Source organism: Exiguobacterium indicum HHS 31 (assembly GCF_001939065.1).
Taxonomy (GTDB): domain Bacteria; phylum Bacillota; class Bacilli; order Exiguobacteriales; family Exiguobacteriaceae; genus Exiguobacterium_A; species Exiguobacterium_A indicum.
In genome coordinates, this window is record NZ_MPSZ01000005.1 from 57952 (window position 1) to 72329 (window position 14378).

General features: G+C 47.7%; 12 protein-coding genes and 1 tRNA gene. 4 read left to right on the forward strand and 9 right to left on the reverse strand.

Going from position 1 to position 14378, the window contains the following annotated elements; genetic code table 11:
- Positions 1 to 16: 16 nt before the first annotated feature.
- Positions 17 to 973 carry an alpha/beta fold hydrolase gene (locus tag N179_RS12225; RefSeq protein ID WP_041254998.1) on the forward strand — a complete coding sequence of 319 codons (957 nt, stop codon included), beginning with the start codon at positions 17 to 19 and terminating at the stop codon, positions 971 to 973.
- A 73-nt stretch (positions 974 to 1046) separates the two neighbouring features.
- Here N179_RS12225 and N179_RS12230 read toward each other — a convergent pair whose 3' ends face one another.
- The gene (locus N179_RS12230) at positions 1047 to 1466 is read right to left on the reverse strand and encodes a hypothetical protein (protein WP_023467229.1); all 420 of its coding nucleotides are present in this window, start codon (positions 1464 to 1466) and stop codon (positions 1047 to 1049) included.
- Positions 1463 to 2008: an imm11 family protein gene (locus N179_RS12235; RefSeq protein WP_023467228.1), complete on the reverse strand. Its 546-nt coding sequence runs from the start codon at positions 2006 to 2008 to the stop codon at positions 1463 to 1465. Before N179_RS12235 ends, N179_RS12230 begins: the two co-directional genes overlap by 4 nt.
- Positions 2009 to 2177: 169 nt before the next feature.
- Here N179_RS12235 and N179_RS12240 point away from each other — a divergent pair.
- Positions 2178 to 2251, forward strand: a tRNA-Gly gene (locus tag N179_RS12240).
- A gap of 152 nt (positions 2252 to 2403) precedes the next feature.
- Positions 2404 to 3213 carry an MBL fold metallo-hydrolase gene (locus N179_RS12245; protein ID WP_075642953.1) on the forward strand — a complete coding sequence of 270 codons (810 nt, stop codon included), beginning with the start codon at positions 2404 to 2406 and terminating at the stop codon, positions 3211 to 3213.
- 53 nt (positions 3214 to 3266) lie between these two features.
- On the opposite strand, the gene argF is transcribed toward N179_RS12245, so the two are convergent.
- The 7 genes from argF to argC are packed head-to-tail and all read right to left on the reverse strand — an operon-like array spanning position 3267 to position 12430.
- Positions 3267 to 4196 carry an ornithine carbamoyltransferase gene (gene argF / locus N179_RS12250; protein WP_075642954.1) on the reverse strand — a complete coding sequence of 310 codons (930 nt, stop codon included), beginning with the start codon at positions 4194 to 4196 and terminating at the stop codon, positions 3267 to 3269.
- Positions 4193 to 7225: a carbamoyl-phosphate synthase (glutamine-hydrolyzing) large subunit gene (gene carB / locus N179_RS12255; RefSeq protein ID WP_075642955.1), complete on the reverse strand. Its 3033-nt coding sequence runs from the start codon at positions 7223 to 7225 to the stop codon at positions 4193 to 4195. The genes argF and carB overlap by 4 nt, the downstream gene beginning before the upstream one ends.
- A complete protein-coding gene (locus tag N179_RS12260) occupies positions 7215 to 8273 on the reverse strand; it encodes a carbamoyl phosphate synthase small subunit (RefSeq protein ID WP_075642956.1) in 1059 nt (352 codons plus the stop codon). Before N179_RS12260 ends, carB begins: the two co-directional genes overlap by 11 nt.
- The gene (locus tag N179_RS12265) at positions 8270 to 9415 is read right to left on the reverse strand and encodes an acetylornithine transaminase (RefSeq protein WP_075642957.1); all 1146 of its coding nucleotides are present in this window, start codon (positions 9413 to 9415) and stop codon (positions 8270 to 8272) included. The genes N179_RS12260 and N179_RS12265 overlap by 4 nt, the downstream gene beginning before the upstream one ends.
- Positions 9381 to 10154, reverse strand: a complete 774-nt coding sequence (gene argB, locus N179_RS12270) for an acetylglutamate kinase (RefSeq protein ID WP_075642958.1) — start codon at positions 10152 to 10154, stop codon at positions 9381 to 9383. Before argB ends, N179_RS12265 begins: the two co-directional genes overlap by 35 nt.
- Entirely contained in the window at positions 10151 to 11368 is a 1218-nt protein-coding gene (gene argJ / locus N179_RS12275; RefSeq protein ID WP_075642959.1) for a bifunctional glutamate N-acetyltransferase/amino-acid acetyltransferase ArgJ, read from the reverse strand. The genes argB and argJ overlap by 4 nt, the downstream gene beginning before the upstream one ends.
- Before the next feature lie 30 nt (positions 11369 to 11398).
- On the reverse strand, positions 11399 to 12430 hold the full coding sequence (gene argC / locus N179_RS12280; protein WP_055966654.1) for an N-acetyl-gamma-glutamyl-phosphate reductase: 1032 nt from the start codon (positions 12428 to 12430) through the stop codon (positions 11399 to 11401).
- A 507-nt stretch (positions 12431 to 12937) separates the two neighbouring features.
- Here argC and nhaC point away from each other — a divergent pair.
- Positions 12938 to 14314: a Na+/H+ antiporter NhaC gene (nhaC, locus tag N179_RS12285; protein WP_023467215.1), complete on the forward strand. Its 1377-nt coding sequence runs from the start codon at positions 12938 to 12940 to the stop codon at positions 14312 to 14314.
- Positions 14315 to 14378: the final 64 nt, after the last annotated feature.

Below are 14378 nucleotides of genomic sequence, written 5' to 3' on the forward strand. Positions count from 1 at the left end.
TGAGAGGATGAGTTACATGACGATTGATCATTCACATTGGATAGCCTCTGACGGCTATACTACGACATTGCATAGCCTCGAAGCCCACGACCCTAAAGGAGTCGTGATCGTCTTTCACGGGATGATGGAGCATGGCGCGCGGTATGAGGAATTCGCCGAATTCCTCTATGCGCATCATTACCACACGATCATCGCAGACTTACGCTGTTTCGGAACCCGAGCAGCACAGCTCGGAACACTTGGACACCTCGAGCCGAATCAAGGGTTTAAACAATTGATGCAGGATGCAGAAGAACTCGTCTCTGACATCAAAGAGCGTTATCCGACGCTACCGGTGTTCATCTTCGGTCATAGTTTTGGTTCGTTGATTGCTCGCCGAATCGGTCAAACACTCGGTCATACAGTAGCTGGAATCATCGCGAGCGGACCCCCGACAAGTACAGGTTTACTCGGTGATGTCAGCCAAAAACTCGTCGAACGTCAAATCCATCAGTTGTCAGCAATACACCCTGCTGAACGGTTTGGACAACTCGTGTTCGGACGGTATAACTTACGCTTTTTCCCAGCACTTTCTAAAAATGCTTGGCTCTCTTCGGATCCTCAATCCGTCATGCGCTATGATGCAGATCCATTGTCCGGTCAAACAGTCACGCTTGGGTTCTTCCACGAACTCTTACACGCAACGAAACTCGTCAACGCACTTGCTTCCATCTATCAGCATCCACGTCATTTGCCTCTCTTATTGCTTGCTGGTGGGGATGACGCGGTCGCGTTCGACGGAAAAGGTATTCATCATTTATTTGATATGTATAATCGTGTCCGTGTTGATGCTGTACAGCTGACGATTTATCGAGGGTTACGTCATGAGCTCTTCCATGAGTTCGAACGCATCCGCGTTTTTGCCGATATCGCGAGCTGGTTGAATAAACAAGTCAATCCTGCAGCTAAACAGTCATCTTCCCGTTCTTCTTAAGCCACATCGATCGATATAAAAAAAGGCAGCGGATCCTTGTGATCCGTTGCCTTTTGCACTTCTATCGTATCCTTCATTGAATCCAAGTCAGTGAAGAAATCATCGCTTCGATTTCTTCGATTTCAAGCGTCTCGCGTTCTGCAGAGTACGTCAATAAGACTAACCGTTCCCCGTCCGAATACGCGTAGATCCGTAAGAAGATATCTTCTTCTTTCCCATCTACTGCAAGCAACGCTTCTTTTGTTGAATTACGACGGACTTCAAGTGCTCCTGTTAGTTCGATGCCGAACTCTTCCACCAACAGATTGATTTCTTGTTCCGCCGCCTCATACGGTGTCAATTCTTCTGAATCGGACTCATAAATGGATAATTGGAGCGTACCCATCGCATTTTCATCCGTCGAATAAAAACTGACATATGTCTCTTCTTCTTGATATTCGAATACCTTTGGATATTCTAGCGTGATCCAATGATCGACTGTGTACTGTTTCATTTGAATTCCTCCATTCGTTGTATCTCTTCAAAGCGGATACCCGTCACAGCCATACGCTCGAATTGTCGAGCGAGTTGAGCAGAGACGAACATGCGATGCGTGCGCTCATCTCGCATAAGATGATGCGGACAAATCGAATCGCTGATTCGTCGCTCTGTCAAAAAATAGACGCGTCGTCTCGGGACCGGACGGAATACATCCGTCGTATGTAGATGTTCGATCCGACTGACAGATAAGAGATTGAGAAGATAGTACGGAACCACTCCGTCCTTCGTCTCAAGATGTACCTTGAGACATTGTACAGAAAAAGGAGCGTATGCTGCAATGACGCGTTGCACACGTTCCGAGACGAGCGGCAGATCGAATGTGTTTGGAAGGACATCCGGTAGCAAATCCGCATCTTGATTGATGGAAAAAGCAAGTACACCTACGTTATGGAACCACTCTCCTATCAATAAGCGATGACGATCGAATTGATGGTGACAGATCGCCTTCCATCCTTTTCCCATCGGCTGTTCGCTCCAAACTCGCACTTCATTCACCAGACACTCTCTCCTCTACCCAACTTTACCCATATTGCAAATCAAGATTACCATTGGAAACGATTAACTAGTATTATTGTACACCGAATCTTAAAAGAAATTGCTTTTTTTCATAAAAGTTATGGAAATGCCCTCTTTGCTATGCTACTATATTTCATGTAGCCAATACGCGGGTGTAGTTTAATGGTAAAACCTCAGCCTTCCAAGCTGATGACGAGAGTTCGATTCTCTTCACCCGCTCCAATTATGACATAACATAGGTCTAGGACCATTTCCCTCTAGAGGGCAGGCGACTCGCGACGTGCGAGTCGTCTTTTTTATTGATTCTGCTGATGATTCCAACGAATTTATGGGTATACAACGATATAGATAGAGATTCGTAAAGGAGGATTCGTATGATTCAGATGAAAATGCCCGGCGTGACGATCTATCAAAGTACACTCATGAAAACGACTTCGACATTAATCGAGACGCCTGATTGTCTGATCGTCGTCGACCCTGGCTGGCTTCCCGATGAGATTGCAACGATTCGTCGAGACGTCGAAATCGTGCGTCGCGAACGACCATTATACGTCGTCTATACGCATGCCCATTTCGATCATATTTTAGGAGCCTATGCCTTTACGGATGCCATCGTCATCGCTTCTAAACCGTTCATCGATGTCGACCGACAAGAAGCGCTCCAAGCCGTACAAGATTTTAATGATGAATTCTATATCGATTCTCCCGTCCTTTTCCCAGACGTGACACATATCATCCATGAGTCTGAGACGATTTTAACGATCGGACAAACGAAGTTAATCTTCTTTTTGACGCCCGGTCATGAAGCGACTCATCTTTCCTTCATCGTCATGCCACTTCACTTGTTAGTCTGCGGCGATTACGCTTCAGACGTTGAAATCCCCTTGATCGAACACGATTCCTCTGAGTATTTGACGACGCTCGAGTTACTCGAGTCGTTCATTTATGAATATGAAGTCAAACTCTTGATTCCCGGACACGGTCACATTTGTGATATCCGAACAGAGATGATCGAACGACTTCATCAGAGCTATGATTATATTCTTGCCCTCCGTGCCGGAAAAGAATCCGACTGGGCTCCATCTTGGCAAACGACTCCTTTTATGAAACGTCTGCATGAAAAAAATAAGCGACAAGTCAAAAAAGAACAAGAAGAACGATTAGCCCGACGCCATTATGATTAACTTCGCTCAACTAAAAGACTCGGTCGCCAAATTGGTGACCGAGTCTTTTATGGTTATCCAAGTAATGTGACGAGCAACGCTTTTTGTGCGTGGAGGCGATTCTCAGCTTGATCGAAGATGACCGATTGCTTGCCATCGATGACGTCCGCCGTGACTTCCTCCCCGCGATGCGCCGGAAGGCAATGCAAGAAAATAGCTTCATCATTTGCTTGATTCATGATATTGGCATTAACCTGATATCCTTCAAATGCTTGCAGACGCATCGTCGCTTCTTCTTCTTGTCCCATACTCGCGAAGACATCCGTATATACGACGTCTGCACCACTCGCTGCTTCCTCAGGATCCGTCATGACGATGATGTTTCCACCCGTTTCCTTCGCAATGACTTGTGCCTCATGAACGATTTGTGGATCAGGAGCATACGCCTCCGGCGCACAGATGCGAACTTCCATTCCACTGAGCGCTCCACCAATCATCAGCGAATGGGCCATGTTATTTCCGTCCCCGATATATGTCAAAACCTTTCCAGATCGTGTTCCAAATGTCTCTTCGATTATCAGCAAGTCAGCAAGGACTTGGCACGGATGGTGTAGATCCGTCAATCCATTGATGATTGGAATCGTACCGTGTGCCGCAAGTGTGTCGACGATCTCATGACCGAACGTCCGAATCATCAGGGCATCGACGTAACGGCTCATGACTTGAATCGTATCTGAGAGCGGCTCCCCCCGCCCGATTTGCATATCTGCTCCACTTAGCACGATCGGATGTCCACCGAGTTCGACGATACCCACCTCAAACGATAGACGTGTTCGCGTCGATGCCTTTTCAAACAATAAGGCCACTTTTTTATGGCTTAATGCGTTTTGGTAGACACTCGGCTGATGCTTGATGTCTTTCGCGAGTGCCAATAGCTCCGTCAGTGCTTCCGGCGTCAGTTCCGCCATCGTCAAGAAATGCTTTAGTTGTTGCATCGTCTTCATTTTACTTCCTCCTTGATCGGCTCTGTCCATGTATGAAGTGGCTTCACAGCATAAGGGGACTTTTCTATCGCTTGTAGATGATAATGCGCTAATTCAGGTTCTGTCAGGACTTGTACCCCGGCAGCAAGCGCTGCTTCGCGACTCGCTTTTTCTTCTATCACGTGCGAATAGAAAATCGCACATTGTGCCCAGTCAATCGTTTCATCTAATGCTACACTCGTTCCGAAAGCCTCTGTATCTGCTCCAGCAACGATGATGTCTCTCGTCGTCAAATGTCGTTTTGTCGTCTCGTCGAAAATGAAACGTTCCAGCGCCAGTCCATCTGTCGTCCATTGCAGCGTTTCACCTGTCGAACGCATGACGGGACCTGTTTTCGGATCGACGCCTTGTAGTTTCAACGTTGAAAAAACAGGGGTCTTGACGGCATGGAAATCCAGTTGTGTCTGTTCCGTTGGTAGTGCGACCGCTTGACCGACCGCTGCTTGGACTGCCCACTGCAAGATCGGTTGACCGGTTACTTTAGCGACGATTGGTAACGTGCGGGAGGCACGTGGATTGATTTCTAGCACGTAGACTTGATCGTCATGCAAGACGAATTGGATATTGTACGCTCCTTTATAATCCATTCGTTGCCCGATCATCTGTGCAAATCGCTCGATTTCGCTCTGAACGGTAGCGCTGAGCGATACAGGTGGCAGAATCATCGTTGAATCTCCAGAGTGAACCCCTGCCCGTTCCAATTGCTCCATCAAAATCGGAACGTACGTCGTTGTGCCGTCCGTAATACAGTCGACTTCGATTTCCTTTCCTTGGAGGTAGGCATCCACGAGGACAGGGAATGCCAATTCAGACACGATCGTCTCTAATTGCTCTTGATCGTGGATGATATGCATTCCTTTACCTCCGATGACATAGGAAGGACGAATCATAACCGGATAACCGATCGTTGTTGCAACTTCTGTCATTTGTTCATGCGTCGCCACTTCTTGTCCTGGAATACGATCGATACCGATATCATCTAAAAATTGATAGAACCGCTCACGGTCTTCCATTTGGTCAATGACATCTGCCGTCGTTCCGAGAAGATGATAACCGGCGTTCTCCAAACCAGACGCCAGCGCAATTCCCGTTTGTCCTCCGAACTGGACTAGGACGTCTTGGCAATCCTCTGCTTCTAGCACATGCATGACGTCTTCAAGTGTCAACGGCTCGACATACAGGCGATCTGCGACTTCGAAGTCGGTCGAGACGGTCTCTGGGTTATTGTTAATCATGATCGTTTCATAACCGGATGCTTGCAATGCACGTACCGCGTGAACGGAGCAATAATCAAATTCGATTCCTTGACCGATTCGAATGGGTCCCGCACCGATGACAGCGACTTTCTTTTTCGTCGATGCTGTGACTTCCGTTTGACCACTCCAGTTTCCGTAGAAATAAGGAGTCGCACTCTTGAACTCTCCCGCACATGTATCAATCATGTGATAGACAGGGAGGATGCCTTTTTCTTTACGTAAGTGCTCAATCTCTACAGCACTAACGCCCGTCAGAAGCGCAATTTGTTCGTCCGTAAAGCCCATCATTTTGGTTTGCTTTAGAGAACTTTCATCCGTTAAATCGATTTTTTGTTGCTGATCGACAAGGCGTTGAAGTACTTTGACGAATAAAGCTTGTACTTTCGTCTGTTCGACGAGTGATTCGACGGTCGTCTCCTTGCGATCCAGTAGCGCGAGCATCGCAAGCAAGCGACGATCTGTCGGCGCCATCACTTCTTTCCACAGCTCATCCGATTCCGCTGTTTTCATCCATGTCGGATAAAGAGGCGATTGCTCGACTCCTGCACCGCGCCACGCCTTTTGTAACGCTTCTTCTAACGTCTTCCCCATCGCCATGCTCTCACCCGTCGCCTTCATTTGTGTTCCAAGCGTCCGGTTACTGCCAGTAAATAGATCGAACGGGAAACACGGCACTTTTGCCGTAATATAATCCATCGTCGGTTCAAAACTTGCCATCGTTTCTTTCGTGACAGGATTGATGCAATCGTCGAGTCGCTCACCGAGCGCAAGACGCGTCGCTAATTTTGCGATCGGATATCCCGTCGCCTTGGAAGCAAGTGCCGAAGAACGACTGACACGCGGATTGACTTCAATGACGAAATAGCGTTCTTCTGTCGGATGGATCGCGAATTGAATGTTGCATCCACCGATGACCCCGAGGTGCGACACGATTTTACGCGCTTCCGTCCGCAATTGCTGATTCATTCGATCCGAAATCGATTGAATCGGTGCAAAGACGACCGAGTCTCCAGTATGGACACCGACAGGATCAATGTTTTCCATGTTGCAGACGATGATTGTCGTATCTGCGCTGTCACGCATGACTTCGTATTCGACTTCTTTATAGCCAGCGATACTCACTTCAACCAAACACTGTGAAATCGGACTCGCTTGTAAGCCGTTCTGCGCTAACAGACGTGCCTCGTCCTTCGTCACCGCGATTCCGCCGCCCGTTCCCCCGAGTGTAAAGGCTGGTCGGATGACGAGTGGCACCCCGTGTACTGCCATGAATTCCTCAAGCTCCGCTAACGACTCGATCGTTTGACTTTCCGGAAGCGGTTGCGCGAGTTCGATCATCTTTTGCTTGAATCGTTCGCGATCTTCCCCATCTCGAATCGTCTCAAGCGAAGTCCCTAGAAGTTCGACTCCGTATTGTTCAAGTACACCTGCTTCTTCGAGTGACATCGCAAGATTGAGTGCCGTTTGTCCACCGACCGTCGCTAATAGATGGGATGGTCGATCTTGTTCGATGATGGCTGTTGCTTTTTCAAGGGTCATCGCCTCAATGTAGACATGATCTGCCGTGCTCGGATCCGTCATGATAGTAGCCGGATTCGAATTCATTAAGATGACCTCGCATCCCGCTTCTCGAAGCGCCTGACAGGCTTGTGTGCCGGAATAATCAAATTCTGCTGCTTGCCCGATGACGATCGGACCCGAACCGATGACGAGTACTTTCTGTTTATCCCACATATGCTACCTCCTGATGTAATACGCTATTTACGAATTGATCGAAGACGACCATCGCCTCTGTTGGTCCTGGACTCGCTTCTGGGTGAAACTGGACTGTCATGATTGGCAGAGCCGGATGAATCAATCCTTCAACGGACCCATCATTAATGTGTTCGTACGCAAGTTCCATCTCAGACGCTTCGATGCTTTTAACATCAACGGCATAGCCATGATTCTGAGATGTCATGAACACTTGCCCGGATGCTAGATGACGTACGGGATGGTTCGCTCCTCGGTGTCCATGATGTTGTTTTAATAAGGTACAACCAAACGCATGAGCGAGAACCTGATGTCCCATACAAATACCAAGTGTCGGATAGCTCGTCGCCAGTTCATGGATTCCTGAAAGGAACGGGTCTAGTTGCGTCGGATCACCAGGTCCGTTGGAAAACAGTAGACCATCTGGCGCCAGCGCTTGAATCCGTTCCGGTGTCGTATCATATGGCACGACCGTGACACGCATATGGCGTTCAAGCAAAGCATCAATCATCGATTGTTTCACGCCGTAATCGATACAGACGATGTGCCCCTGTTCGACTTCCGGTACGTATTCGACGTTTGAAGTCGTCGATACAGAAGCGATGTATGCTGTGTCGATTGACGCAGTGACGCTCATATCCACTTGCACCATGTCACCGAATTGGTCGCCCTCCGTTCGTAATAGATGCACAAGAGAACGCGTATCGACTCCCGACAAAATCGGCACATTCGCTTCGCTCAACCAGCTCGCGAGTGATGTTCCTTCCCCGTCCTCTGCTAATGTTTGAACGATGACACCAGCGACTTGAATCTGGCTGCTTTCTGACGCCTCCGCTTGAATACCGTATTGACCGATCAACGGGTATGTGAAGACAAGAATTTGCCCTTGATAAGATGGATCCGTCAAGACTTCCTGATATCCTGTCATTCCTGTAAAAAAGACGACTTCGCCTTTGACTGGAGCTGTTCCTTGCCACGAACCGGTAAACGTCGTTCCGTTCGCAAGCGTTAGTTTTCCGGATTGTTTCATACGATGACCTCCTGTTGACAAACGAGTTGTATTTTTTCGATGGCGTGCATGAGTTCCTGTTCCGTCACGAACAACGATGGCAATAAGCGAATGACATGAGGACCAGCCGAGACGACGAGAAGACCATTCTCACGTAAGGCGTCAATCAGCGGTGCAACAGGCATCGTACACTCGATACCAATCATCAAGCCACGTCCACGAATAGAACTCACGATCGACTTGGGTAATTTTTTTTCTAATTGCTGACGTAAATATTCGCCTTTTCCTTGAACGTCTGCCATGACAGTGTCACTTAACAAGAGGTCAAGTGTTGCTTCCGCAGCTGTCATCGCGAGTGGATTTCCACCAAAGGTCGAACCATGCGATCCAGGCGTGAATACTTCCGCTGCCTCCTCCGTCGCGAGTAACGCACCGACCGCGAGGCCACTCCCAAGTCCTTTCGCAAGAGTGATGATATCCGGTACGAGTGGCGTCTGCTCAAATGCAAAACGAGAGCCCGTCCGACCGATGCCGGTCTGCACTTCATCGACGATGATTTTGACATCGTATTGCTGCGCCTTCTTCATCAACGCTTCAAGCCACGCATCGTCGGCGACGACGACTCCGCCCTCTCCTTGAATGATTTCGAGCCATACGGCAGCGGTTTGCTCCGTAATCGCTGATAGACTCTCCATCTCGTTAAACGGCAGATGTTTGAAGCCATTCACCATCTCCCCGTATCCCGCTTTGATTTTCTCCTGTCCTGTTGCACCCATCATCGCAAACGTTCGCCCGTGGAAGGACTGTTTAAACGTGACGACTTCCGTTTTCCCTGTCCATTTTCGAACGAGTTTATACGCCGCCTCGTTCGCTTCCGCACCACTGTTACAAAAGAAAGCATGACTGAGATGACTGTCTTCCGTCAGTCGCTCGGCGACCCGCTCTTGTGTCGCGATTTGAAACAGATTCGACGTATGCCAAATTTGATTCAACTGTTCCTCTAGCCGTTGCTGAATATAAGGATGACGGTGCCCTGTGTTGCATACAGCGATTCCCATGATGAAATCAAGATACGTCTTTCCTGTCGCATCTTCTACGATCGACCCTTGTCCTTTGACCAATTCCACATCAGTACGTTGATAAGTGGGTAGTAGTGCACTCATGTAATTCCTCCTTGATTCGTGTCCCTGCAGCTAACGCATTTTTCCCAGACCGAATGACGACCTCTGGAATACCATGCTGAGTGGCCTGCATCATCGCTTCGACCTTCGGAATCATTCCTCCGTAGATTTCTCCCGACGCTATCGCAGCTTCGATGGCTGCAGACGTGATTTCTAATTGATAGTCACCGTTTACTTTTACACCCTCGACATCCGTCAACAATTCAAATCGATCGACAGACCAAGCCTTCGCGACAGCAATCGCACACGCATCCCCGTTACTGTTCAATACACCTTGCTCCCCTGTGACAAGGGATGTGACGACAGGCACATAGCCATTCGTACTCAACACCGTGAATAATCGTGGATGAATGTGCGTGATCTGACCGACTGCCCCGAGTCCTTTGATTGTTTTACCATGAACACTTGCTCCGTCTAACCCGCTCATCCCGACGGCAGGAATCCCCGCTTGATTCAACTGCTGGACGATACCGGATTGAACTTCCCCTGCTAAGATTCGTCGCGCCCCGAGTAAGACACCATCCGTCGTTACACGGACACCGTTTCGAAACACGGGTTTGATTCCCTCTTGTTCACAGTAACTCGATAGAAGAGGACCACCTCCATGGACGATCAATAATTCGTTACCGGTTTCGACCCACGCTTTCCATTCCTCGAAATACCGCGCATCCAGTTGCTCCCACACACTACCACCTAGTTTGATGACTTTTCGTTTCGTCATGTCCGGTAACTCGCATTGATTTTGACGTAATCGTACGTCAGGTCACAGCCGTAAGCGTGTCCTTGTCCTACTCCATCATGCAAATCGATATGAATATGGACATCCTGCTTTGCCAGTTCCTGCGATGCAACTGCTTCATCGAATAAGACAGGCATGCTCTGTTGCAACACCCACTGCGAACCAATTTTGATGTCAACGTTTGATACATCGAGTGGCTCCTTAATACTTCCGACAGCAGCGATGATTCGTCCCCAGTTCGCATCTTCCCCAAAGATGGCTGTTTTGACGAGAGACGATCCGACGACTTGTTTGGCGATCATTCGTGCTACTTCATCGGTTTGTGTTCCCGCTACCGTCACTTCGATCAACTTCGTCGCGCCTTCGCCGTCCCGCGCAATCTGTTTCGCTAAATCTTGGCAAACCGTTTCGATCGCCTGTTCGAATGCCAACGCTTCGTCCGTGCCTTCAACGATCGTTGCGCCCCCTGCAGCTCCGCTCGCTAAAATCATGACCATGTCATTTGTCGAACTGTCTCCATCTACGGTAATGCAGTTGAACGTCCGATGAATCGTCCGACGCAACACCGTCTGTAAGACATCCGGTTCAATCGTTGCATCGGTCGTCAAGAAACCAAGCATCGTCGCCATGTTCGGATGAATCATCCCTGATCCTTTCGCCACGCCACATACTGAAATTTGGACATCCCCTTGCATGTATTGTTGACCAGCTGTTTTCGTACCAGTATCGGTCGTCAGGATCGCATGAGCAAAATCATCCGCGGCATCCTTGTCATTTGTAGGCATCAGCTGTGGAATACCTGCCAGTAACGTATCAATGGCTAACGGTTGACCGATGATCCCTGTTGAAGCAATCGCGACTTGTTCTGGAGCAACATTTAAACTTTTCGCCATCGCTTGTTGCGACATATACGCATGGGATAACCCTAGTTCCCCTGTACACGCATTCGCGTTCCCGCTGTTAACGAGGACGGCATGAATACGACCTTGTGACGCCTGAATTGCTTGTTTCGTCATGGTGATTGGTGCTGCTTGCACCTGATTCGTCGTATAGACAGCTGCAGCGCTTGCTCCTACTTCACACCAGATCAGACCTAAATCCTTCCGCTTTCGTTTCAGACCCACATGTATTCCCGATGCTTGAAATCCCTTCGGTGTCGTGATCGTCAATGGGGTCTTTACTTGTACTTGCCACACAGGCGTTCCTCCTCTTTCTTTTTCTCTTGATTAAATGTAGATCGGCTGTTGCGTTAAACCGGATGTCTCATCAAAACCAGCTAGAATGTTGGCATTTTGAACGGCTTGTCCGGCAGCTCCTTTTTGCATGTTATCGATGACTGAAACGATGGTCACTCGCCCTGTCCGATCATCCTTATAAACGGTCAAATCACAGTGATTACTCCCGACGACGGATTTGATTTCCGGATCAGCCTGTTGGATTCGGACGAATGGTTCCGTTGCATACTGGTCCGTCAACCAAGATCGCCACTCCGTTTCCGATAAATCGATCAACGGCTGAACCGTCATAATCGCCATGATGCCTCGATTGATCGGTAGTAGTTGGGTCGAGAACGTAATCGGATGCGATGATCCGGTCCATTCGAAAAGCGCCTGCTCAATTTCCGGGATGTGCTGATGCTGATTCACTTTATACAAGCGAACGTTTTCGCTTGAATGGACATGATGCGTTTGTGCCGTCAACGTTTTCCCTGCTCCCGTCAGACCAGAAGAAGCTTGAATGATGATTTGAGATGGATCGATTTTTTTCTCTTTTAAGAATGGTGTTAGTCCAAGCAAAACTGCTGTCGCGTAACAGCCTGGATTCGCAATCCATTTGCTCGCAGTAACAGCTTGACGATTCCATTCTGGTAATCCATAAGTTGCTCTTTGTTGTAACTGGGCATCAATAGGTTCCTTGTCATACCACGTTGCATATGCTTCAGCTGGAAGTCTCAAATCGCCACTTAAATCAATGACGTAACCGGACCAGTTTTGAAGTTGTTCTAAGTAATGCTTTGAAATCCCACTCGGTGTCGCTAAGAACACCATGTCCGTCTCGGTTTCCATCAAATGATCCACCGAAAAGGAAGATAACGAGGAATATGTTTTTTTATTCATAAATGGGAATACGTCATGCATGGATTCCCCCGCCATCGAGTCACTCATCAAGCATATGATCTCAAATGAAGGATGTGATTCTAGTAGGCGAATCAGTTCAATTCCGGTGTATCCTGTTGCTCCGATGATGGTACATTTCATATCAGTACGCTCCCCTTCAAAGAATGTTATACCGATTTAAACATATGTATATTTATACTGTCAATTGAATTTTTATTAGTTTTTACACAAAAAAAGAAGCGTTGAAGCGATTGTCTTCTATAAGACAGTCCCTTCAACGCTTCTTTTACACGCATCTACTTAACGCTTTTCCGCACGTTGCGCTACGAGATGATCAATCCCAAATACGCCTGCACCCATGATCGCGACGACTACTACAAAAATCAATGTAAACATATGTATCCTCCTCATCGTTCACAAAAATGTCATTTGATACTTCTTATTGTGCAAGATTCGAACAAAAAAAGAAAGCGTTTACGACAAAAAATCGTCACATTTCTATTTTTTTATATTTTTTATCGACACTCTTATGGTTGACGTCCTCCATAATATTCGTTAGTATTACGTTTGTTCAATGCTTTTGTGCATAAAAGCGTGTTAGCAACAGAGCGTTATCATACTCTCATATTCATATAAGGAGGTGGAAGCATGCGCATGTCATTCCGTGAATCCGCAGCTATCCTAGGAATCAGTATCATCATCTTATTGTCCGCGTTATTCGGTGCTAAAGCCGAACCGCATCTTGCCATCTTGTCTAGTCTTATTTTCGTCTCAGGATATGCCGTTTACCGCGGTTTTAAGTTCGAGGACGTCGAACACCATATGATTCAAGGTATTCGTGAAGCGATTAAACCGATCTTGATCATGTTGCTCGTTGGTATGACAATCGCGGTCTGGATGATGAGTGGCGCAGTGCCGACCCTTCTCCATTTCGGGTTATCGACCCTTTCAGCGACTTGGTTCGCACCGAGCGCTCTTCTGATTGCGATGGTCGTCTCGACCTTTACAGGTAGTTCGTTTACAACGATCGGTACGGTCGGTGTTGCCTTGATGGGTATCGCAATCGCACTGGGCGTCAATCCTGCACTTGCAGCAGGCGCCATCATCAGTGGAGCTTGTTTCGGAGATAAGATGTCACCTTTATCAGATACGACGAATTTCGCGCCCGGAATCGTCAATGTGTCTGTGTTCGATCATATTCGTTTCATGATGGGAACGACGATTCCCGCTATCACGATCACATTCATCTTATTCTTCATTTTCGGACGTAGTAGTGGAAATGTTGATTCATCCGTTGTTCAAACGACACAGCAGGAGTTAGCTCGTTTGTTCGACTTGTCACCTTGGACGTTGCTTTCACCGTTGCTCGTCATGGTGTTAGCATTACGTAAGATGCCGGTCATCCCAACACTTGTTGCTGGTGTTTTAAGTGGATTGTTGTTAACAGGTCTTGTACAAGGAAACTGGAATATCTCGAACTGGATGGCAGTCATTCAGAACGGATTAAAACTAGAATCTTCTAGTGAGACGGTTACATCCATCATTAGTAAAGGTGGATTGCAATCGATGATGTGGTCCGTTTCACTCGTCATGCTCGCGCTCGCTTTCGGTGGCGTCTTGCGTGGTATCGGTGTCATCGATGTCGTCATTGAACGAACGGTTTCCCGATTGAAGCGCGATGGCAGCATCATTTCATCGGTTGCCTTATCATCGATCGGTGTTAACTTCATGGCTGGAGAGCAATACTTGTCCATCTTGCTTCCGGGTCAAGCATTCAAGAAAATCTTTGAAGAGCGTCAGATTGATCCGCGTTTCCTTTCTCGTTCACTCGAAGATGGAGGAACACTCGTCAACCCACTCATTCCGTGGGGAGTTTCTGGAGCATTCTTTGCTTCTACTCTTGGTGTCCCGGTAACTGAATACATCCCGTTCGCATTCTTTTTACTCCTTTCACCATTGTTTACGTTTTTACTCGCATTTCTTCGTCCAACGAAAATCGAAACAAAACAATCTCTCGCTTCTTGAGTCTATTTCATATTAAAGATCCGATATGTCCTATCGGGTCTTTTTTTCTTACCAGTATCTCCTT

Bases quoted from the DNA above. Each gene is read 5' to 3' on its own strand.
- N179_RS12225 (WP_041254998.1), top strand. From the start codon at position 17: ATGACGATTGATCATTCACATTGGATAGCCTCTGACGGCTATACTACG.
- N179_RS12230 (WP_023467229.1), bottom strand. From the start codon at position 1,466: ATGAAACAGTACACAGTCGATCATTGGATCACGCTAGAATATCCAAAG.
- N179_RS12245 (WP_075642953.1), top strand. From the start codon at position 2,404: ATGATTCAGATGAAAATGCCCGGCGTGACGATCTATCAAAGTACACTC.
- argF (WP_075642954.1), bottom strand. From the start codon at position 4,196: ATGAAGACGATGCAACAACTAAAGCATTTCTTGACGATGGCGGAACTG.
- carB (WP_075642955.1), bottom strand. From the start codon at position 7,225: ATGTGGGATAAACAGAAAGTACTCGTCATCGGTTCGGGTCCGATCGTC.
- N179_RS12260 (WP_075642956.1), bottom strand. From the start codon at position 8,273: ATGAAACAATCCGGAAAACTAACGCTTGCGAACGGAACGACGTTTACC.
- N179_RS12265 (WP_075642957.1), bottom strand. From the start codon at position 9,415: ATGAGTGCACTACTACCCACTTATCAACGTACTGATGTGGAATTGGTC.
- argB (WP_075642958.1), bottom strand. From the start codon at position 10,154: ATGACGAAACGAAAAGTCATCAAACTAGGTGGTAGTGTGTGGGAGCAA.
- argC (WP_055966654.1), bottom strand. From the start codon at position 12,430: ATGAAATGTACCATCATCGGAGCAACAGGATACACCGGAATTGAACTG.
- nhaC (WP_023467215.1), top strand. From the start codon at position 12,938: ATGCGCATGTCATTCCGTGAATCCGCAGCTATCCTAGGAATCAGTATC.